Annotated in this window: 15 protein-coding genes; 5 read left to right on the top strand and 10 right to left on the bottom strand. The window is 60.2% G+C overall.

Going from position 1 to position 20,013, the window contains the following annotated elements:
* Positions 1–82: 82 nt before the first annotated feature.
* From CA85_RS08165 to nadB, 4 genes are all read right to left on the bottom strand, one after another.
* Entirely contained in the window at positions 83–1,108 is a 1,026-nt protein-coding gene (locus tag CA85_RS08165; RefSeq protein ID WP_146390801.1) for a hydantoinase/oxoprolinase family protein, read from the bottom strand.
* Positions 1,105–2,016: a class I SAM-dependent methyltransferase gene (locus CA85_RS08160; protein ID WP_146390800.1), complete on the bottom strand. Its 912-nt coding sequence runs from the start codon at positions 2,014–2,016 to the stop codon at positions 1,105–1,107. Before CA85_RS08160 ends, CA85_RS08165 begins: the two co-directional genes overlap by 4 nt.
* The gene (purQ, locus tag CA85_RS08155; RefSeq protein ID WP_146390799.1) at positions 2,004–2,870 is read right to left on the bottom strand and encodes a phosphoribosylformylglycinamidine synthase I; all 867 of its coding nucleotides are present in this window, start codon (positions 2,868–2,870) and stop codon (positions 2,004–2,006) included. Before purQ ends, CA85_RS08160 begins: the two co-directional genes overlap by 13 nt.
* A gap of 77 nt (positions 2,871–2,947) precedes the next feature.
* The gene (nadB, locus tag CA85_RS08150; protein WP_146390798.1) at positions 2,948–4,624 is read right to left on the bottom strand and encodes an L-aspartate oxidase; all 1,677 of its coding nucleotides are present in this window, start codon (positions 4,622–4,624) and stop codon (positions 2,948–2,950) included.
* A 277-nt stretch (positions 4,625–4,901) separates the two neighbouring features.
* On the opposite strand from nadB, the gene pssA reads away from it, so the two are divergent.
* The gene (gene pssA, locus CA85_RS08145; RefSeq protein WP_146390797.1) at positions 4,902–5,882 is read left to right on the top strand and encodes a CDP-diacylglycerol--serine O-phosphatidyltransferase; all 981 of its coding nucleotides are present in this window, start codon (positions 4,902–4,904) and stop codon (positions 5,880–5,882) included.
* A gap of 5 nt (positions 5,883–5,887) precedes the next feature.
* Here pssA and CA85_RS08140 read toward each other — a convergent pair whose 3' ends face one another.
* The 5 genes from CA85_RS08140 to CA85_RS08120 all read right to left on the bottom strand — a co-directional run bounded on the left by CA85_RS08140 (position 5,888) and on the right by CA85_RS08120 (position 11,723).
* Positions 5,888–7,015, bottom strand: coding sequence for an FAD-dependent oxidoreductase (locus tag CA85_RS08140; RefSeq protein ID WP_146390796.1), 1,128 nt, complete (start codon positions 7,013–7,015; stop codon positions 5,888–5,890).
* A 129-nt stretch (positions 7,016–7,144) separates the two neighbouring features.
* Entirely contained in the window at positions 7,145–7,957 is an 813-nt protein-coding gene (locus CA85_RS08135; RefSeq protein WP_146390795.1) for a DUF6690 family protein, read from the bottom strand.
* Positions 7,958–8,210: 253 nt separating this feature from the next.
* On the bottom strand, positions 8,211–9,605 hold the full coding sequence (locus CA85_RS08130; protein ID WP_222435416.1) for a hypothetical protein: 1,395 nt from the start codon (positions 9,603–9,605) through the stop codon (positions 8,211–8,213).
* 146 nt (positions 9,606–9,751) lie between these two features.
* Positions 9,752–10,981 (bottom strand): pyrophosphate--fructose-6-phosphate 1-phosphotransferase, encoded by a 1,230-nt coding sequence (locus CA85_RS08125; protein ID WP_146390794.1) that lies wholly within the window; start codon positions 10,979–10,981, stop codon positions 9,752–9,754.
* A gap of 190 nt (positions 10,982–11,171) precedes the next feature.
* Positions 11,172–11,723, bottom strand: a complete 552-nt coding sequence (locus CA85_RS08120) for a rhomboid family intramembrane serine protease (protein WP_146390793.1) — start codon at positions 11,721–11,723, stop codon at positions 11,172–11,174.
* A gap of 224 nt (positions 11,724–11,947) precedes the next feature.
* Here CA85_RS08120 and CA85_RS08115 point away from each other — a divergent pair, with 224 nt between their 5' ends.
* The 4 genes from CA85_RS08115 (at position 11,948) to lnt (ending at position 18,805) form a co-directional block, all read left to right on the top strand.
* Positions 11,948–14,668, top strand: coding sequence for a serine/threonine protein kinase (locus tag CA85_RS08115; RefSeq protein ID WP_146390792.1), 2,721 nt, complete (start codon positions 11,948–11,950; stop codon positions 14,666–14,668).
* A complete protein-coding gene (locus CA85_RS08110; RefSeq protein WP_146390791.1) occupies positions 14,652–15,782 on the top strand; it encodes a hypothetical protein in 1,131 nt (376 codons plus the stop codon). Before CA85_RS08115 ends, CA85_RS08110 begins: the two co-directional genes overlap by 17 nt.
* A gap of 248 nt (positions 15,783–16,030) precedes the next feature.
* Positions 16,031–16,996, top strand: a complete 966-nt coding sequence (locus CA85_RS08105; protein ID WP_246112598.1) for an alpha/beta hydrolase — start codon at positions 16,031–16,033, stop codon at positions 16,994–16,996.
* Between the two features lie 18 nt (positions 16,997–17,014).
* Positions 17,015–18,805 (top strand): apolipoprotein N-acyltransferase, encoded by a 1,791-nt coding sequence (lnt, locus tag CA85_RS08100; protein ID WP_146390789.1) that lies wholly within the window; start codon positions 17,015–17,017, stop codon positions 18,803–18,805.
* On the opposite strand, the gene CA85_RS08095 is transcribed toward lnt, so the two are convergent.
* Positions 18,746–19,879, bottom strand: a complete 1,134-nt coding sequence (locus CA85_RS08095; RefSeq protein ID WP_146390788.1) for an ABC transporter permease — start codon at positions 19,877–19,879, stop codon at positions 18,746–18,748. The genes lnt and CA85_RS08095 overlap by 60 nt on opposite strands.
* Positions 19,880–20,013 lie beyond the last annotated feature (134 nt).

Here is a 20,013-nt window from a genome sequence, read left to right as displayed (position 1 = left end):
CAGCGTGACAAGCCTAAGCCGGCAGCGGCTTCGCATCACTTTGGACAAGCAGGCAGAGGGAACGGCGATCAATGCCGCCCTGTCACCGGGGAAGGAGTACCGCGACGGCCCAGGCGGGGGCTGCTCGGGAGACACCTCGCGGCAACTGCGTGCGGAGATCGATGACGTCACAGTCGCCTGGAGGTCCGACGAGATCTTGGCCATGGCCGCTGAGCACGCAGGTCGGCGGTGACTCCGTTTGAGAGCTTAGGATCTGCCACCATCGGTCGACGGCCACATCGATGCGACGCGATGCAGAACGCTGAATTTGCGTCGCCAGGTGTTCGAGCTCGCGGTCGCTGACCTGATCGCTGTCGAGACCGATCATGCGTGCAAGTCGAATGCGGGCGTGAGCACGGTCGCGTGGATGCGAATCGGCCGTTGCCATATCGGACGGATCCTCGGCCTGCGTACCGGTGAGCAAGCGGGCGTCATCGATCGTTGCAAAGACCTCGTTCATGACTGGAATGAATCGACCGTCTATCTCCAGTTCCGACACCAGAGCGCAGACAGGCGTGCGCCGGCAGCCAACATAGACAAGTGACAGATCACCCAGCCGGGTGAAGTCGGTGCGTGATCGCGTCAGCACTTCGCCCTCGCAGATCGCGATCACGTCCGTTGTCGTCGAGCCAACATCGATCAACAGTGCATCCTTGGCCAACCGCGAGCCGACGCAAGTCGCCAGGGCGTGCCAGTTCGATGCTGCCACGCACTCCCAATTGTGCTTGGCGCCGCCGGCGTCGTGAAACCGGCCGTCGGTCCCGTAGAACGCAGCAGACTGCAATGCGGTCATGGTTAGGCATCGCATGACGTGATCGACAATCGACGAAACGCCGACCGAGCGAGCAGCGAAACAGTCGGCCAGCTCGCCGGTCATCGTGATCGCTAGCCTCCGGATGCCGCGGAACCGGGAAATGTCCGAGGCGAGTTGGTCGGAGAGTTCTTGCCAACGTGTCCACAGTGGGAAGGGGCGGTCGAGACACTCACCAGCGATGGTTGCGTACTTCAGATGAACGCCCCCGATATCGATTCCGAGGACGTCGGATCGCTCGGTCGAGCCCGCCATCATGAACCGCCGTCAGTCCCAGGTGGAAAAGGCGTCCTGCGAAAGACATACTCGTTGCATCCCCATCCCGAACCGACCGTGCGAAGATTTTCCAGCACAAAGCCTTGGCGGCGGAGTGGCATAATGATCGCTTCGGGCGAGGCGACTTCGAAAGGCAGCCCACCGATCCAATCGACCCAGTCGTGCCAGACGCTCATACCGCGGTCGTTTCGCTTGGCCCGCCAATCGGCAAAGGGCAGCGGATTGCGACCGCGCAGCAAGCGAGCGGCGGCAAACTTGGTCTCGTACGCGCCTGCGATGGCAGCCACGTAGCCGCCCCGCAGGAAGGCGGGCAAGGCATGGTAGCCTCGTTTAATCGCGAGCCAGCGGCGGCTCGCTCCACCCTGGTCATGATAAATGGCGATCGCAAACCATCCGCCGCCGGCGACTTTGTCCGCGGCACTCGCGATTGCCATCTCCATTTCTCCCGTGTGGTGCAGCACGCCCCAGCTGTAAACGATGTCGAAGGTTCCCAGGGCAGACATGGCCTCGGCATCGAGCACGGAGAGATGCTCGACGCGCCAATCGTGCCGGCCAGCAGCAGCCTCGCTCTCGATATCGTTCCGAGTCGCCAGCGATGCTTCGAACTGGTCCTTGAGTTGCTGCGTGCAAGCGACGCTTTCAGCATCGATGTCGATCGAGACCACCGAAGCGCCAAGGGATACCGCCGCGAGCGAGAACAAACCACTACCCGAACCGATGTCTAGAAACGACTTGCCGGCGAGGGGCTGGGATTGCCCTGGGTCGAGCTGAAACAGTTGCTGCAGCGACGCGACCGCTTGCTCGGCTCTTCCAACGTCAACCTGTTTGAGGAACGACGTCCAGTTTTTGCCAAAGGCGAAACGGGCTTCGTCGGCTCTCAAGCGAACCACTCGACCGCGTTGCGGAACATTGCGAGTCCGTCGCCTTCAGCGGGCTGCGTTTTCCTACGCGTCCAAAACGGATGCTGGGTCGCGTCGATGTGTCGTTCTGGGTGCGGCATCAGTCCGAAAACACGGCCCGATCCGTCGCAGACGCCAGCGACATTGGCATCGCCGCCGTTGGGATTGCAGGGGAACTGCAAGGTTTCGGATTGAATTTCACCCGACCCGTCACAGTACCGCAGCGGCAGCCGCCCGGCGCTGCGAAGCTGTTCGAGGGCATCGGCATCGCGGGCGACGAACTTGCCTTCGGCGTGTGCCATCGGCAGATACATCTGCTCGATCCCTTTGAGAAAGACGCAGGGGGTTTCGTCGACGGACAGGTGCACCCAGCGGGCTTCGAAACGCCCGTGATTGTTCCAGGTCAAAGTTGCCGGCGGCACGTCGTGTCCGGGCCCGTCTGCGTCGCTCTGTCCACTCAAGACGGCGTCACCGCCGACCGTTGCCGAAGCGACCTGCGGGGTTTCCACCCCAGCGGTCAGGACGCCCAGCCGCATCAGGACCTGCATGCCGTTGCAGATACCCAACACAAGGTTGTCTCCGCTATCGACAAAGTGATGAATCATGTCATCGAGGTGATGGTGCATCCGGGTGGCGAGAATGCGGCCGGCGGCGATGTCGTCGCCGTAGCTGAAACCACCGGGAATGCAGAGGATCTGATAGCGTTTGTGCAGCGTCGGATTCTCCATCAACCGCCCCACGTGAATTCGCTCGGCGGTAGCACCTGCGACTTCAAAAGCGTGAGCGGTTTCCACATCACAATTGGTGCCGGGAGCACGAAGTACGAGAACGCGTGGAGCAGACATTGCCAGTGAGGGAGTTCGAGAGTGAGGAGATAGGAGACAGCGAGGGGAGGGGGAGTCTCGTCGTCGAACAGGAAAACTTAGCCGTTTCTCTGCGAGGGGGCAACGTGGTCAGCGGTGGGACGCGTGATCAGTTCCCCTCGCTGCGGGTAGCCGCCATCGACGTCGATTTGCTGCGTTTGATGACAGCGCCAGTTTTCGTTGTCGGTTTCGGGGAAATCGCTGCGAAAATGCACGCCCCGCGACTCCTGGCGGGCCAGAGCCGCCGCCGTCATCGCCGACGCGGTAAGCAGCAGGTTTTGCAACTCCCATCCCTCCACACTATCGAACTGGTGAGGCATCACGTAGGTCGAGAGAGAGCGGATCTGCTCGTGGGCCTGGGCGAGCCCGGCGGCATCGCGCTGCACCCCAACGAGTCTGCCCATCAGGCTTTTGAGGGACACGCGGACGTCGGCGATATCGAATGCCCGAGTCTGTTCCCGCGCGGTCTGTTGAATTCGATAGGCCACCATCTTGTGAGGGCCTTCGGCCGCCGAGCGACTGGCGGACTCCCCGGCGTGAGCGCCGTAGACGAGTCCTTCGAGCAAACTGTTGCTGGCCAGCCGATTGGCTCCATGCAGCCCGGAACTGGTCGCCTCCCCAGCCGCCCATAGACCTGGTAGCGAAGTCCGTCCTTGGCTGTCCACGCTCACGCCGCCGATCATGTAGTGGGCACCGGGCCGGACGGGAATCCGGTCGGTTGTGATATCGAGCCCAAATTGTTGGCACGCTTCGGCGATTCCAGGAAACCGGCTACGGACATGCTCAGGGTTCAGATGCGCTAGACTGAGGTAAACACAGGGCTGTGAGGACTCGTTCATCTCGCTCACGATCGACTGGCTGACAATGTCTCGAGGTGCCAGCTCAGCGCGATCATCGTAATTGGGCATGAACCGTTCACCGCTCGCATTGACCAGGTGGGCGCCTTCACCCCGCACCGCTTCGGTGATCAGGGAACGGGACGAGCCAGCGATATACAACACGGTGGGGTGGAATTGGATGAATTCCATGTCGCGTAGTTCGACTCCGGCGCGGTAGGCGAGCGACGTGCCATCCCCGGTCGCGACGGCGGGATTGGTGGATTCGCGAAAGACTTGCCCGACGCCCCCGGTGCATAGAATCGTTTCCTTGGCCCAAACCATGGTGGGCTGTTCCCCATCGCGGACGATCACCGCTCCTCGACAGCGACCTTCGAGGGTGAGCAGATCGACAGTAAACGTGTTCTCCCAGGTGTCGATATTGGGGGCTTCTCGCGTGTGCTCGATCATGGCCCGCATGATCTCACGCCCCGTCGCATCGCCCAACGCATGGACGATCCGTTCGTGCGAATGTCCCCCCTCTCGGCCCAGGGCGAGTTCGCCAGCGTGTTTGTCAAACTGCGTCCCCCATCGGATCAATTCTTCGATCCGCAGCGGAGCTTCGCGAATCACGCGTTCGACGACATCGCGTTCGCAGAGGTTTTTCCCCGCGATCAGAGTGTCGCGGACGTGATCATCGAAACAATCGTCCGGGTCGAGCACGCCGGCGATACCGCCTTGGGCATAGTTGCTATTGGATTCACGCAGCACATCCTTGGTGACGACGAGCACCGACAAATTGGGCTCGATTGCGTGGGCGGCGCGGAGCCCCGCCAATCCTCCCCCGATGACCAACACGTCAGTGAACCGGTGATTGGCACGACGCGAATCAAAGGGAACGAGATAGCGAGGCGTGATCATGACGGCTGCCGTGCAGGCGATAGTGACGTATGGTTGAGGGGAGGTGTTCTCGACAAGGCACTATTGTAGCCGCTACTCTGGTTCTCCATGAGCACCCCGGTCGATTCCGCCGCATCCACATTTTCGCCACAATCGGCATGATGGGAACGCGGGCACGTATTCACCGTCGCTCCCGCACAACGATCTGCTCCTGTGGCCCCTGCGTGCTCATGCTCGCGACTAGGATTGGCCCGCCTCCTGATCGATTTCCTACCCCGTTTCAATACGCCCGGCTCTCATGAGTGAACTCAGACCGCGACATCCCCATGAAGATTGGACGGATTCCGACGACGAACTCAGTGAAGAACTTGACGCCAATGAGGGGCTCAACGGGCCAGAGCTTGCCGAGGAAGGGGACCATGAGGCCAATGCAACTTCCCGAGCAGGCCGGTCGCGTCAACGCCGAAAACGTCGACACCGAAAGCGTCGGCTGACGCTCGCGGTCTTGCCTACGGCGTTAACACTCGGCAACGGTGTGTGTGGTTTGGCTGCGATTGCGATCGCGGTCAGTACCGACACGCTCGAGTGGGATCTCGAAACGAAACTCTATGCCTCCGGGCTGCTGATTTTTGGAGGCATGTTGTTCGACGCACTCGATGGATCGGCCGCCCGATTGACAGGTCAAGCCAGTCGGTTTGGCGCCGAACTTGATTCGCTTTGCGATGCGGTCACCTTCGGCGTCGCCCCAGCGGTGATCGTGTGGCGGATCAGCGACGCGCTGCCCCAGCGACTGACGTGGGCGATCGGCGTTTTGTTCGCGATCTGTGTGCTCCTGCGACTCGCCCGGTTCAATGTCGAAACACCCGAGGACGATGACCATGAGGGATTCGAAGGGTTACCGAGCCCGGCAGCGGCAGGCACTTTGGCAGCGTTCGCGATCGCGATTCCAGATTTGAAGTTCTACGCCACTGCCGAGAAGTACCCTGAATGGATCGGCAACATCAGTGCATGGACGCTCGACGCGTCGCACTTCTTCATTCCCGTATTGGCGTTGCTGCTCGCCTTCCTCATGGTTTCGAGGTTTCGCTACCCCCACGTGTTCGCGCAGTTGATGCGTGGCCGGCGAACGCCCAACCAGATTGGTCAGGCGCTCTTTGCTGTCGTCGGCGTAGCTCTGCTGCACTGGGTCGCTCTGCCGCTGATGCTGTGTTATTTCAGCCTCGGCTCCCCGTTGCGGTCACTTGCCCAGCAGTTTCGGAGCCGACAACGGGCGTCCTGAGTCGCTCAGTCAGCTGCCGAGGCACTGACGACCGATTCTTGTTCGACCAGGAATCGCTCCGAATCCAGTGCTGCCATGCACCCCGTTCCCGCTGACGTGATCGCTTGGCGATAGTAATCGTCGGCGACGTCCCCGGCGGCGAACACGCCAGCAACATCCGTATTGGTGCGGAAGGGGCGCGTCCACTGGATGTAGCCAGCGGAGTTCATGTCGACGGCACCATCGAGAAACGCGGTATTGGGCGTGTGACCGATTGCGACGAACATCCCGCCGACGGCGAGTTCGCTGGTGGAATCATCGACGGTGCTCTTGAGCCGCAGGCTGGTGACATTCTTTCCGTCACCAATCACTTCATCGACCACCGTATTCCACTTCATTTCAATCTTCGGATGGTTCAAGGCCCGCTCTTGCATGACCTTGCTAGCTCGCATTTCGTCGCGGCGGACGATCAAGTAAATCGTGTCGGCGCCTTTGAGGTTAGCCAGGTAGGTGGCTTCTTCGACGGCGGAGTCACCACCGCCGACGACAGCCAATGGCTTGCTGCGGAAGATGGGCAGTGCCCCGTCGCAAACCGCACAGGCGCTGACGCCTTTGTTTTTGTACTCTTCCTCGCTGTCCAGACCCAGGTAATTGGCTCGCGCTCCGGTCGCGATGATGACCGTGTGCGCCTGGACGGGATCGCCGGATGCCGGGTAGAGCGTGTGGGGTGGCCCGGAAAAATCGACCCGTTCGATATCGTCGCTAATCACTCGCGTCCCGAAATTCAGAGCTTGCTGTTTCATCAGCTCCATCAGTTCGGTGCCCTGAACAGCGTAGTGAGGCTGGTCATCGCGGGTGTGCTCGGCTGGAACAGGCGGCAGGTTGTAGTGCCGATCTTTGTCGACAGCCGACTCCACAAACGCGCGAACGTTACCTGCGGGGAAGCCAGCGAAATTCTCGACCTCGGTTGTGTAGGCGAGTTGCCCCAAGGGAATCATGTCGGGGCGAAACGTGCCTTCATAGAGAACGGGATCCAGGTTCGCACGAGCCGCGTAAATTGCTGCCGACCAACCCGCCGGTCCGCTACCGATGATGATCGTTTTCTCTGGACCGTCGCTGCCGACGGGGCGGGGAGTATCAGAAGTCGATGACATGGCGATTCTCGATGTGGGGTGGTTCAAACAACGGTCCGGAGATGCCGCGGACCCTAGCGAAGATGCAGGCAGTATAGGGAAAAACCTGCAATCCTCCCAGACTGGAGGTGGTCGGATTGCAGCGTCATCCTACCAGCGTCCTGTCCAACGATCGGCGTGCACAATCCGGCGGGCTTCTTCACTAATGCCGTAACGCAAGTTGGGCTGATTGAGCTCCAGGAACACTGTGTACTTTTGGTGCACGGCGTCACTGAAGACGACCGGAGCGTGCGTGATCCGGAGCAGGTGCACGGGAATGCCATTCCAACGTTTGGTGTACACACCTGCATCGAGCGTCTGCTCGGTTTGCAAGCCATAGTGGTTCGTCAGGGTGGCCACGATTCGATCGGTCTCGCCTGTAAATCCGTGCAGATTGATACGCTGGATCGCTCCGGAGTGGTCAAAGTAGTAGGTCAGGGTGCCCGCCAGGTCATCGGCTCGGGTCCCGGTGACAACAGGGACACGCAAACCCTCGAGTTGCAGGTCAGCAAGAACCGTGGAGACCCGCGAAAAGCGACCCAGAATCATCGATGGCGTCAAATCGAAACGCAATGCTTGGCGAATATCCGTGACGTTGTTGCCCACCAGACTCGGAGCAGGACTACCTTCGCTGGGCAGTGCCCCGAGTTTGCGGGCGAGGTCATCCTCGTAGCGATACTTTTCCGATGAGACCGGTCGCAAAGTTTCGACTTGATAGTGCGAGTGCACTGGATAGTCGTCCGAGGCGATCGGGCTGGCCCCGTTGGAGTCGCCACTGGCGGGTGAACTGCTCCAGGGCGGGTTGCTGATTTGACTCTGAACCGAGCTAACCGCGTCGCGTCCCCACTCGGTTTGGTTAGCGATGTAAGGGGTGCCAACGGCGGCCGTCAGTACGGTAACTTGTCCGATTTTTCCGCCGATCATCAGTGCCGCTCCGGCGCGCTGTGGGGGTGCTCATTCCCCGTGGACCCATCGTCCACGGTCTCTTACCGGATTAATCGTCATGGGTTCGCTCCACCAACGCAAAAAACAACCACACCGAAACAGTGCTTACGACCGCCCCAATCGAAGTAGCTAGCAGGACCGGGCGCGCCCGCCCATCGGTTACTAGCTAGAGCGACAGGTCCTCGGAGCGATCCACCAGTCCAATCGGCCTGCCAAGCCTCCCGCCCATCGGTTACTCCGCCGGCGGCGTACCCACAATCTCGTCTAGATCGATTCGGTAGAGCACCTGGTTGTAGTCGTAGCGAGGCGTGGCGACCGGGTTCCCTGAAAACTCTTTGGTGTAGGTGCCCTCGAACAGCAGGACGGGAGACCCAGTTTCCACAAGATCGGCATGCAGCCGCGGGTTATAGAATGTGTAGTGCTCGTGCGTGAGCACCTTGATGGCATCCTCCCAAGGCCCCGTCGGTGCGTCGGCTTCGGCATACCAGACCTCGCCGAGCAGGGAGGGCTCGCCATGCAGCTGAACAAAAACGCTCACCCAGCGTTGGCGGAACTCGTTCCAGGCGATCGAGCCACTGTGCGGTTGCACCGGCACTGCGTCCTCGGCGGCGGCGATCGTTTCCTGCGGGGTCAGCTGCTGCCAGCTCGATGGATCCTGCCAAGCCTCGAAAGTCGCCGGGAACTTCATCGTGGGCAGGGGATCACCCATGAGGACCCATTGCTGATCATTCGCATCGGTCCAAACAGTAGGGTGGCCTTGTGGGAACACCGTGGGGCTGGGGCCGCCCTCGGATTTCCTCCAGATGACTTTGAGCCGTTCGAACTTCTCAGCCTCATCGTTCCAAACACACAGGCCGCGTTCGTACGCCTCGAGAGGCGGCTTGATCTTGGCATAGCAGGCCACCAGTTTGGACGTTCCATCGCGACCGGGAAGACTGACGTAGCCGCTCAACCAGGTCGGTCCACTGCCCGGCATCTTGGCGACACCGCGCGGCAGCGAGTTCGTGTCTCGAAAATAATCGTACGTCAACCGCAGCGGCGGCTTGAGCGATCCGAGCGGTTGCGATTTCGTTGTCGCACTGCTGCTGTCGAAGATTCCGAGCGGATAGTGTGCCAGTGTCGTGTCGCCCCACAACCAGAAGCGGCGTCCTCGATGCACAGTCGACTGCACACTGTCGGCTCCGAGCACACCGCTCTCTTCCCAATCCAGGTCTTTGCCAAGTCGTTGGCTATGGGGGAACTGGCCCGCTCCCGTCAGGCGGCCGAGGCGTTTGGCGAGCATGGTGCGTGAAACCTCAATCCGTGCCGACCCGCCCGCAGTAGGCTGCAATCGAACACCCCGATACCCAAACCCATCGGCAGGAACTTCGTAGCCATCGCTGCGGACGTGAAAAAACACCTCTCGATTAAGGAGTTCGGGGGCATCAATCGCGATCAGGCCCGCGTTGTCGGTGACGAACGTCAGATGGTGGGTGGTTTCCAAAGTGACCAGCGGCACGGGCCAGCCGTTCTCTTGGTCAACCAATTGAATCTCAAACGGTTGACCGGCAGACGTATCGGCCTGGATCGGGCGCACCGCAAGCCAAAGTCCGGCGACCAGGACGGTAAGCGAGACGAGTTTTTGCATGGAAGTGGTACTTTCAGGCGAGTGGTGGAAGAGGATTCACCGTGGTGGACGAACTAACGAGTCCGTGCTGCCTGGGACTCGGCGTCTCCTGTCCACGACGGTTGAGGATTTCATCAGCCCGCTCGCCTGGGCGTAGTGGACGAGCGCTAAGCGTGCTCGGTGGGGACTGCGGCTCGTTTGGGTTGGTCGATCCCGGCGAGCAATTCACCGAACCAGGCCGCATCGATATCGAACGGTTTTCCACCTCGAATTCGATCAAACTCGATCGCTCGCAATTCGCCTCCACGGTCTTCGTCTTGGCCAATCACACCGCCGTCGCCCGCCAAGGCGCACTCGACCGCTTTGCGAGCACACTGGCCGATCAGCGCGATGTCGTCGCCGTTGGCGGCTGCTGCACGGGAGTAGTAACCGCTCTTTTGGATCAGGGTTTTCTCGGCCCCGAGCATCTCGGCGAACTGTTTGCCGAACCACTCGCCGGGATTCACGGCGTCGAGTTTGTAGTGACCGAAGGCATCGCGGGGGACTTTCTCGCCGCGAGATTCCATTTCTTGGACGATCGTGTCGACGCCCGCGCCCTCGGAGATGAAGATGTTCACGCAGTCGTGCTCGTCCATGATTGCTCGCAACCGCTTGGCTTCCGCTTCGAGTTCGAACTGCATCTCGGGAATGAACACGCCGTGGACATCCACGCTCTTCCGAGTCAGGCCGATCGAGGGCAAAAAGTTCATGGCGTCGAGACGCTTGCGATACGCGACAGCCGTTGCCGCGGTAAGCCAGCCACAATTGCGTCCCATGACTTCGTGTACGATCAGCATCCGTGGGTTGGCGCTGTGCTCGGCAACAACATTCTCAAAGAACCTGCCGCCCATTTCGGCTGCTGTCCACGCACCCAAACTCTGTTGAATTGGGATCACGTCATTGTCGATCGTTTTGGGCAGACCGACGACAGTGAGAGCATAGTCGTTCTTGGCCAGGAACGCGGCCAAGTCCGCTGCGGTGGTGTTCGTGTCGTCGCCACCGATCGTATGCAGCACATCGACACGGTCGTCGCGGAGCCGTTCGGCGGCGACCTGCAGAGGATCTTGCCCCGATTTGACCAGGCCACGTTTGACGCAGTCATCGACGTTGGTCAATTTCACGCGGCTATTGCCGATCGGGCTACCACCATGCTCGTGCAGTACGGCGGCCTGCTCGCGGATCTCGGGCGTCACGACGAGACTGTCGCCGAGCAGCAAGCCTTTGTATCCGGATCGATAGCAGATGATCTCAATTTCCGGAGAGGTCTCTGTGTAGGTCTGGATCAAGGCACCAATGGCCGACGACAGGCAGGGGGCGAGTCCACCCGCCGTGAGAATTCCAACGCGTTTGACCGACATGAGAGTGATTTCCTAAATCGTGGAGCAAATTCGAGAGCTGAGCCAACTTGGCGATGAATTGTCGTCGAATCGCCGTGGATGCAAAGGGGGAGAGTCTCGCGAGGGCGATCACGGCGCCCGCAAACCGCCTAGCGGGTTCCCCGGCACTGCTACGATCGTTCAACAACCTCACCCGAGAAAATGAACTGGGTCAGAGAAACGACTCTGCCCGTTCCGTGGTCGCGATGCCGACGACCACTCCTGCGATCGCGCCACACAAGTGTCCATCCCAGGAAACATTAGATCCAAAAGAGGGAATGATGCCGCTCAGTAGACTACCACCGAAAATTAGCCCAACCGCGACGGCGACACCGAGCGAGAGGAACTGTTTCTCACGCACCCCCACGATGATGAGAAACGTGGTCAGCCCGAAGACCAAACCACTCGCGCCGACATGGTTGGCTGGGCGACCGAAACACCATAGCAACGCGCCGCTGCAGAGCATGATTGCGATCACGCTGGCCCAGGCCTGAGGACGGGTCGATAGGGTCAGCGCCAGCAGGATAGCGATCGGGATAGTATTGCTGAGCAGGTGTGCGTAATTCGCATGCAGGAACGGCATCAGGGCAATGCCGGGCAACCCGCGGGCTGTCCGCGGTACCAGTCCGTAGTGCAGGAAGGAACCCGGCAGAATGAGATCCAGCAGAAACACCCCCCACATCACGGCGACGAAGACAGCGGATTGGTAAATCGGTGGCGGCATGATGGGGCGTTTCTCGATTCGGGGCGAGCGAAGGGGGAAGGGATTCGAGGGCAGGAGTAGTCGGGTCGGTACGGCGCTGAATCGAGAATCTCGAAAAATCCGGTTGCCAATTCCAAACATGACTTTATCGTGGATTGACCCAGTGTAGAGCAAAGTTCTCACACGGAAATCACCATCGTACGTGAATTACCATCGTACATCGCGAGGCAAAGGAGGGCCCCGATATGAGTGAATCTTCGATCGCTGACGCTATCCAGTCGCCCGCAATTGCGACCTACCCGGCAGCAGCTGTGACGCCCAGTGCTTCACAGGTGCCCGGACCGCGTCGCACCTCGACGCTCGGCGACTACGAACTGCATCGTGAGGTGGGCCGGGGCGGGATGGGAATTGTCTATGAGGCTACCCAGATTTCGCTGCGGCGAAGTGTGGCGATCAAGACACTGCCGTTCGCTAGCGTGCTCGATCAACAACAGGTCGCGAGATTTCGCAACGAAGCCCAAGCCGCCGCGTCGCTGCACCATCCCCATATCGTTCCGGTCTATGCCGTCGGCTGCGAACGCGGCGTGCATTACTACAGCATGCAGCTGATCGACGGTGACACCTTGGAGCAGACTCTGGCCAGTCTCCAGGCCAACGAAGCCCAGCGCAAGCGGGCTGAGAAACTCTCTGAACTGCGACGTGAGGAGGCCCAACAGGCGGCCGCTGAACTCACTGCCGAGATGCCGTTCGACGATACCGACGCCGCTCGTTTGACAGGCGCCCCCGAATTTGCCGAACAGCCCTTCGCATCGGTGGTCAAGGATCAGGCCACCTCACGGGCGGTGAAAGATCATGGCAGCACGGTGCGGTCGATGTCCGACCGGCGAGGTATCCATACGATTGTCAGGCTGTTCATCGACGTTGCTGATGCGTTGGACTACGCCCACGAACAAGGCGTTATTCATCGCGACGTGAAACCGTCGAATTTGCTCATCGATGCCGAGGGCAAAGTCTGGGTGGCGGACTTCGGGCTAGCACGATGTCGCGGCGCGGGCAATTTGACCGCCGACGGCAGCGCCCTCGGCACGGCACGCTACATGAGTCCCGAACAGATCGCAGGGCGTCCCCAAGCTGTCGATCATCGCACCGATATATACTCTCTGGGGATCACTCTCTATGAGATGTTGACGCTCGAGCCCGCATTTTCGGCGGATTCTCGCGATCAGCTCTTGCGGGCCGTCGAAACACAGCAGCCCACGTCGCCGCGGCGTCTCAATTCCAAGATCGAAACGGATCTCGAGACAATTGTGCTCAAAGCGATCGCGAAATCCAAGGATGATCGCTATGCCACAGCGGGCGACCTAGCCGACGACCTGCGCCGATACTTGGACGGGTTGCCGACGATGGCTCGTCGACCGGGCAGAGTCGACTTGGCATTCCGCTGGGTCGTTCGTCATCGCAAGATCGTGCTGACATCGCTATTCCTGCTCGCAGTTGCCTTCATTGGTTCGACCGTTTCGACGATGCTCGTTGCGAAACAGAGCCGCGAAGCACAGCGGCAAGCACATATCGCACGCGCGCACCTTTCGGAGGCCTTCAATCTGATTGACGGTTTCAATGGCATGGCCGTGGAGAAACTTCCCAACTTGCCCGGCGGTAAACCGGTGCTGCGGAGCATGCTGACCAACACCCAGCATTTCGTCAGACGATTTATCCACTACTCCGAAGCCGAACCCCAGTTCGCGGTCCAGTCTGCGAAACTTCAGTTCGTGCTCGGGTCGATCGCGGATAGGTTGGAAGACCGCGAACTCGCCGAGGCGAAATATGAGCTCGCCCTGGCGCAGTTCACCGCCCTCGAGCCGCTCCATCGAGAGAACTCCACGTTCATGGCCGACTATGCAGTTTGCCTGCACTGCCTCGCCAACATGCGCAAACAGAATGGTCGCTACCAGGACGCCGGAGAACTGTACACCAAGGCCTCGCGCGTGCAGCAGCAGGCGATTGCGATGCCTGTGGAGAGCCAGTCGTCAGAGGCTCAGTTTTTGAGGAGCCAGTCCATGATGCGGCGGTGGGCACTGACGCAGTCGAACTTCGCCAAGCTGCAGTTCGAATGCGGCGAAACGACGCCCGCGATCGAGCGGATGAGGCAGACCAATGCGGAACTCGAACAATTCATCCAGAGCAACCTTGCCGGCAGCAATTTGCGATCCGCCATGATCGAATGCCGGAACACGCTCGCAGGATTGATACGTCATTCCGCCCCCACAGAAGCCGAAGAATTGTTTCGCGACAACCTCGCGGACCTCGCTGACTCGCGTCTGGACTCGGTTCTGAGCCGCAGCTGGAGTCTTTCAGTCGGAGGCAATTCTCGTGATGGATTTGATTCCCTGTCACCTCAGTGTCAGCGAGCTGTCGCTCAGAACAATCTTGCCAACCTACTCGCCCAACGCCAGCAATGGAGCGAAGCCTGTGAGCTGACTCTCGGTTCCATCGAGGCGTTGGAAAGCTACCTCGACGAACATCCGATTGACCGCGACGTGCAGCAGCATTTGGCGGTCGCCCACAACAATCATGGGCAGATCTTGTTCAGCGGCGCGTCCGAGGGCGACACGGCGGACGCGGAGGCAGCTTTCAGTCGGGCTCAGGTATTGTTTCAGAAACTAGTCGCCGCAGGCGGCGATGATCCCCAATTGCTCAGCCGGTTCGGTGGGGTGCTCCACAACCTCAGTGTTCTTCGCCAGCGTCGCGGGGACCTCCAGTCAGCAGTCGGCGATCTGACCGATGCCATCGAAATGCAAACCCTCGCAGTCGGCAAAGCGCCGCGAGACGTGGGTTATCGGAAGCTTCTCGAACTTCACAGCGAACTGCTAGAACAGCTCTTGCGCCAATTAGACCAGTCACCCCACTCGGCCGAGCATGCTGAGCAGGTGACCCAACGGAGATTAGGTCTTGAAATCGATACTTAGATCCACGAGCCGAACGCACAGGCAGACGCCAAGGCGCAAGATTCGCGGCGCGCTCGAACGGCTCGAGGCGCGCAAGTTGATGGCGGGCGATCTCAACATCGGTTCGTATGTTCTCGGCGGTGAGTCGTCGATGTCAGAGTCCGTGCCTGCAGTGGTGCAATCCTTGGAAACGGCCCCGATCGCCGCGACAACGCACGACGCACCCGCGATCAGCGACCCGGGAGAACTCGACGCTGCCCTGGCAGGAAATGAGACCTGGCTGAGCCCCGAATTCCTCCCGAGTTGCCCAGCGGTCACGTTGGAAGACACGGCCATGGAAATGATGGTCGATGCGGATGGCGCCGCCGAAACGAATGCTCGATCGGTGACGACGCCGCAGGTTCTCCGAAGTCTCAGCGGTCTGAACTCATCTCGTGAGAGGGGCGCCGGCGCGCGGTCGGCAAGCGACAGCCGAGATTCACAGTCATTGGGTTCGACCGGGATGCAAACGGAGATCTTCGTCGGAATCGGAGAGCCTTCCTCCGCCGCTGGCTCGGAGACAATCGGCGCCCACGCATCGCGCCGATTAGGGTCCGAGACGAATCGACGCTCCAACGAGAGTCCCTCGCTAGCCAATCAATCGCTAGCGAACCACGCGCAATCGGACGTGTTCATGGCGATGGCGTTACTGCCCTCTTCGCCGTCAATCGATCGACCCGATAGCCAGTCCCTCGCGAGGCCATCGGATCCGAGATCCCGTCATGCCGCATTCTCGGACCGCCGAGGCGATGTCGATGGTCTCAACGACGACGTGGACCTGAGTTCGCTCCGACAATCGACACTCGGGCTGGAGCTGACCGAGTTCGACGTGCCACGATCATTCCTGACTGCCGCTCCGGCATCGTTGTCAGCGGTGATGGACAGCATCGTGAGCATCGACTGTTTCTCCAGTCAGGGAGAATCCGAGGGCACCGATGAGACTTCACTGGTTAAGAAGATCAGCGAAAACCGATACCGGTTCGCTGCCTTTGCGTTTGTATTCACGATCGTCACGACTCGACTGAATCGCAACGATTCCGAACGCCAGGACCCGGCTGCCCAGGAAGATGATCTCACCGACTCCCGGCTGAGCTAGGGCGGCGGGCGAGCGATAGCGGGCTGGCGATGCGATAGGTCGGGCCCCGGGATGGGTTTGTAGGAGCGAACTAGCGAGAATCCGCAGTCTCTAGCGAACGCGGCTGCATTCTTGATTGTCGGACAGCCACTTTGAGCTACACTGACGTATCCTCCGCTGCCGCTACTGCCCTGAGTGAGCTTATGCTAACCGCTGAATTGTTTCGTCGTGTAATGGTCGCTTCAGCGATTCTGCTTGGGGGAGGCCTCGTGCACGGTCAGACAGTGGCCTCACCGCTGGCATCCGTCGCCGCGGGAGCGAGTGAGGAGTCGGCTGAGCGTCAACTGCAGGCGACGGCAACAGAAAACTTTGACGCCCGGGCCCTCGATCAGATCTGGCTGGTCAGCAGCCGCCGCTTGGGGTCGCGAAACGCGAGTCTCGATTCACTCGATATCCGTCGACGGGTCGGAGGAAGTTGCTGGCAGGCCTCTTCGGTCGTTGACTTCATGGCACCGGACGCAGACGGGTTTCAGCGTCCTGTGGTGATCTTTATCCACGGCAATCGTTGGTCGCTCGACAAAGCGATCCGGCGTGGCTTACAGACTTATAATCAAACGATCTTACAGTGGCCGGATGCTCCACCGGTGCGTTTCGTGATCTGGGCGTGGCCTGCCGATCGCATTGTCGGCCCGATTCGCGATGTCCGAGTGAAAGCCCAGCGAGCCGATGAACACTCCTTTCATCTGGCGAGGTTCCTGCAGAAAATGGATCCTGCGATCCCCGTCTCCATCATCGGCTTTAGCTTCGGGGGGCGTGTCGCACTTGGGGCGCTGCAGCTTGTCGGCGGCGGTGCGATCGATGGGTGCGGCGTGCCAACAGCTCCGCATCGGGTGCCTCCGGTCAACTTGGCGTTGGCGGTTCCGGCGATTCGGAATGATTGCCTGGTAACGACACATCGCTGTGCTTACGACCAAATCAAGCACCTCGATTTATTGTATAACAATCGCGATACTTACCTGAGCTTCTATCGTTTCACGCGGTTTGACAATCGACGACCTGCGTTGGGATATACAGGCGTCAGCGGTTTGCACTGCCTGCCCGATCATGACGCTCGCGTCCACCAGCTCAACGCAGCACGGTTTGTGGGGATGCAGCATGACTATTTGGAATACATTACCGATCACGCCGTCGAAGCGCACTTGCGCGAGCACCTTTTGATCGGCTTGACTCAATGAGAACACGGATGTTTTGCGATGAAGCTGATCAGCACGAATGCGTGGCTTGCTGCCATAGCCAGCGGGGTACTGTTGTATTTGACTGGCCCCGGATTTGATCTCTGGCCGCTCGCCTTCGTTGCGCTGACGCCCCTGATTCTGCTGGCCTCGCATTCAGAGAAGTCCGTGCGATTGCCCGTGTATGCCAGTTTTTTTGCATACTACTTCGTCTCGCTGCAGGGGCTGCGACATGCCCACCCCCTGATGATCTTGCCGCTGCTGGCCCTAGCGGGCTACCTGGCGGTGTACCCATTGTTGTTCGTCGTCTTGCTGCGCCGCTGGAGCCGGTGCCTGGTTCAGCCGAGCGAGGAAGCAGCGACAGTGAGAACTCGATGGGACCGATGGCGCGCCCATCTGCCTGTCGCGCTGGTCGCTGCGTCGTTGTGGGTTGGCGGTGAGTGGGTTCGCAATCACTTTGCCACAGGGATCTCCGTGTTGATGCTCGGTCACTCCCTCGCGGGCATGGCTGCGCCCACGATGATCCAGATCGTCGATCTGTTTGGCACCTATGGGGTCAGTTTTCTCCTCGTTTTGACGAGTGTCGCGGCCGCCGATGTCTGTTTACTGGCAATGTCCCGTCGTGGCTCGCCTTCGCGATGGACCAACGACGATCGCGATCGCCGGTTCAGCAGGGGCTGGCAAACGTCGCTTCCAATCGCCGGCGTTGCCGCCGCCGGAGCCTATTTCTACGGCGCCGCGGCACTGACGCACCCGACGGCCGAATCGGACACAACATTGATGTTGATTGGCCGTGATGAACAGACGGAGTATCAACAGGATCTAGGCCGAGAACAGCAAATTTTCGCCGCCTTCGCCCGGCAAACGATTGCTGCAGTCTCACAGAGCCCGATACCGATTGACGCCGTTGTTTGGCCCGAGTCGATGCTCTCAGGCGGGCAGCCCTGGTATATCGCTGAAGAAGATCTCGCGGTCCCCGAAGAACTCGCCACGGGGCGGGATGGGCCGCCTTTGACCGTGCCCGAAATGCGGCAGATTATCTCGCAATCACAAGCTGACTTTGTCCGCCGCAATCGCAATATTCAGGCAGCGATGTCGGCTGGTTCCACGAATCAGCCACCGGCGATCATTGGTGGCTGTGGGATCGTTCGCTACGGCGCGTCGGCGGAGCAATTCAGTGGCATCGTGCTGGTCGGAGAAGATGGGACGGTCCAGGATACCTATGCCAAGAACCACTTGGTCATGTTCGGCGAGTACATCCCGTTGATCAAGTCCATCCCGGTACTCAAAGAGATGGTGCCGGCAGGCCTGGGACTCGCCGCTGGGGTGGGGCCCGCGTCCTTTGACGTGGGAGGTTTCCGAGTCCTGCCCAACCTATGTATTGAGACCGCGGTCGAGCGGATCGCAGTCGATCACATGCGGACCCTTTGGAAGCGTGATGCCGATCTCCTGCCCGAAGCCATCGTGACATTGACCAACGATGCTTGGTTTGACCATTCGGCTGTCGTGGCCCACCATCTTCGCTGTGCCCAGATGGTTGCGATCGGATGCCGGCGGCCGATACTTTCCGCTGCCAACGGTGGACCGACGGCCTGGATCGATAGCATGGGGCGGGTGGTGAGCCAACTCCCAGCCGGCGAAGCGGGCGAGATCGTTGCCAAACCCCGCATCGATGACCGGGTTAGTTTCTACGTTCGCTATGGAGCCATGCCGGCCAGCGTAATGGGAGTTCTCTGGGCCGCCGGCCTGGGGCTATGCTTGCTGCAACGCGTTCACAATCGGTACCGTCGCCGCTTGGACAGCGGGGGCTAAACCTGCAATCACGCCAGCGATCAAAGACACGATCGTCCCCGTAACCGCTAACTCGAGCGAGGGGCGAAAGGCAATGGTTGCTCCCTCCGCTCCGATCGCAAATCCTCCGACCGCTAAGACCGCGAGGGCAGCCGCGGTGCCGATCACGCCACCGACCAAACAAAGAACAGTACTCTCGGCCAAAACCAGGCGCAGCGCACGCAGTGGGCGGACGCCAATCGTCTGCAGCACGGCATACTCCTTGATCCGATCCTGGACGCTCATCACCGTCGTCGTCGCCACGAGCGAAAGCACCAGACCGACGCAGGCATAGCCGAGCCAATGAGCAAAGCCGATCATATCGACGAGGTCCGAAAGCGTGTTGGCTTGAAAGGCACCTTTGCGCCGCGTCTTGGTCGCCACGGTGCCCGACCGCAACAACGCATCAATCTCGCTGGCCACATGATCGGGATCCGCGTCATCGCTCAGCAGCACCTCGTGCTGCGTTACCAATCCCGCTGCATCGAGGCCGCGGGTGTACTGCAGGAACAACAGGCTCGTGTAGATTAAATTCTCTTCTGAGGGCACACTCGATTCAAAGACGCCGGCGACCGAAACAGAGAGATCGCCGATGGAGAATTGGTCACCGACGCTCAGGTCCCGGCGTTTCGCCACGTTGCGACCGACGATCGCAGCATCACGCTGCGACGCGAACTGCTGCCACGAACCGCTCGTCAGTGAAATCGGCCGTGTCTTTTGGATCTGCTCTGGATCAGCACCGTTGAAAACCACGATGTCGAGACTCGCACGACAGTTGTTCGTCCAAACCTGAATCGGCATGACCTCGCGAACCCCCGGCACCTTCTTGATCTTTCGCGCGTAGTCCTCAGGCAGTCGGCTGCTGGTCGGGCAGAATCGGTTTTCCTGAAAAACGATCAGACTGCGATTGGCATCCGAGCCAGTCGTCAGGCGGCGCAGCCCCTCCTGGACCGAACCGACAAAGCAAAACACAAACATTGCCACGGCGGCGCCGGTCACCGTGAGCAGCGTTCGTGTGCGATGCCGCCAGAGCGTCTTCAGGACGTACGAGAACATGGAAACCAGGAGTTGGAGGGGCGGACGCCGCCGTGATATCACGGGAGGCTAGCGTCGCGGATGTCGCCAGGAGGCATGGTGGGTCAGCAAAGGCAGCTGCCAACTCCAATCTCGCGGCGACATTCGCTCGATCC

It is taken from the genome of Allorhodopirellula solitaria, assembly GCF_007859855.1.
In the GTDB taxonomy this organism is placed as follows: domain Bacteria; phylum Planctomycetota; class Planctomycetia; order Pirellulales; family Pirellulaceae; genus Rhodopirellula; species Rhodopirellula solitaria.
This window is presented reverse-complemented; position numbering and strand designations above follow the sequence as displayed.

Bases quoted from the DNA above. Each gene is read 5' to 3' on its own strand.
- CA85_RS08165 (WP_146390801.1), bottom strand. From the start codon at position 1,108: ATGATGGCGGGCTCGACCGAGCGATCCGACGTCCTCGGAATCGATATC.
- purQ (WP_146390799.1), bottom strand. From the start codon at position 2,870: ATGTCTGCTCCACGCGTTCTCGTACTTCGTGCTCCCGGCACCAATTGT.
- nadB (WP_146390798.1), bottom strand. From the start codon at position 4,624: ATGATCACGCCTCGCTATCTCGTTCCCTTTGATTCGCGTCGTGCCAAT.
- pssA (WP_146390797.1), top strand. From the start codon at position 4,902: ATGAGTGAACTCAGACCGCGACATCCCCATGAAGATTGGACGGATTCC.
- CA85_RS08140 (WP_146390796.1), bottom strand. From the start codon at position 7,015: ATGTCATCGACTTCTGATACTCCCCGCCCCGTCGGCAGCGACGGTCCA.
- CA85_RS08135 (WP_146390795.1), bottom strand. From the start codon at position 7,957: ATGATCGGCGGAAAAATCGGACAAGTTACCGTACTGACGGCCGCCGTT.
- CA85_RS08130 (WP_222435416.1), bottom strand. From the start codon at position 9,605: ATGCAAAAACTCGTCTCGCTTACCGTCCTGGTCGCCGGACTTTGGCTT.
- CA85_RS08125 (WP_146390794.1), bottom strand. From the start codon at position 10,981: ATGTCGGTCAAACGCGTTGGAATTCTCACGGCGGGTGGACTCGCCCCC.
- CA85_RS08120 (WP_146390793.1), bottom strand. From the start codon at position 11,723: ATGCCGCCACCGATTTACCAATCCGCTGTCTTCGTCGCCGTGATGTGG.
- CA85_RS08115 (WP_146390792.1), top strand. From the start codon at position 11,948: ATGAGTGAATCTTCGATCGCTGACGCTATCCAGTCGCCCGCAATTGCG.
- lnt (WP_146390789.1), top strand. From the start codon at position 17,015: ATGAAGCTGATCAGCACGAATGCGTGGCTTGCTGCCATAGCCAGCGGG.
- CA85_RS08095 (WP_146390788.1), bottom strand. From the start codon at position 19,879: ATGTTCTCGTACGTCCTGAAGACGCTCTGGCGGCATCGCACACGAACG.